The organism is Microvirga antarctica, assembly GCF_017921815.1.
Classification (GTDB): domain Bacteria; phylum Pseudomonadota; class Alphaproteobacteria; order Rhizobiales; family Beijerinckiaceae; genus Microvirga; species Microvirga antarctica.
This window is the reverse complement of the sequence record NZ_JAGEMM010000064.1, coordinates 1-292: the sequence shown is the minus strand read 5'-3', so window position 1 is coordinate 292 and position 292 is coordinate 1. Positions and strand designations below refer to the sequence as shown.

At 63.4% G+C, this 292-nt stretch carries 1 protein-coding gene; it reads left to right on the top strand.

What is annotated here, in order from left to right; translation table 11 throughout:
- On the top strand, window positions 1-292 hold a 292-nt coding region (locus J4G32_RS20870; RefSeq protein ID WP_210497579.1), incomplete at both ends, for an LUD domain-containing protein.

The following is a 292-nucleotide window of genomic DNA, read 5'->3' as shown; positions in this document are numbered from 1 at the left end:
AATTGGGCCAGCAGCCGGTGGTGCTGAGCGGTGACAGCCGGCTGGCGGCGCTGGGCATTACCGAACGCTTGCAACAGGAATGCAACGCCGTGGTCTGGGATCCGGCGCGTGGCAGCGAAAATATTACCCAGGCCGAAAAGGCGAAAGTGGGCGTGGTGTATGCCGAGTATGGCCTGACCGAGTCCGGCGGCGTGGTGCTGTTTTCCGCGCCGGAGCGCGGGCGTTCCCTGAGCCTGTTGCCGGAATCCTCAATTTTCGTGCTGCGTAAAAGCACTATCCTGCCGCGCGTGGC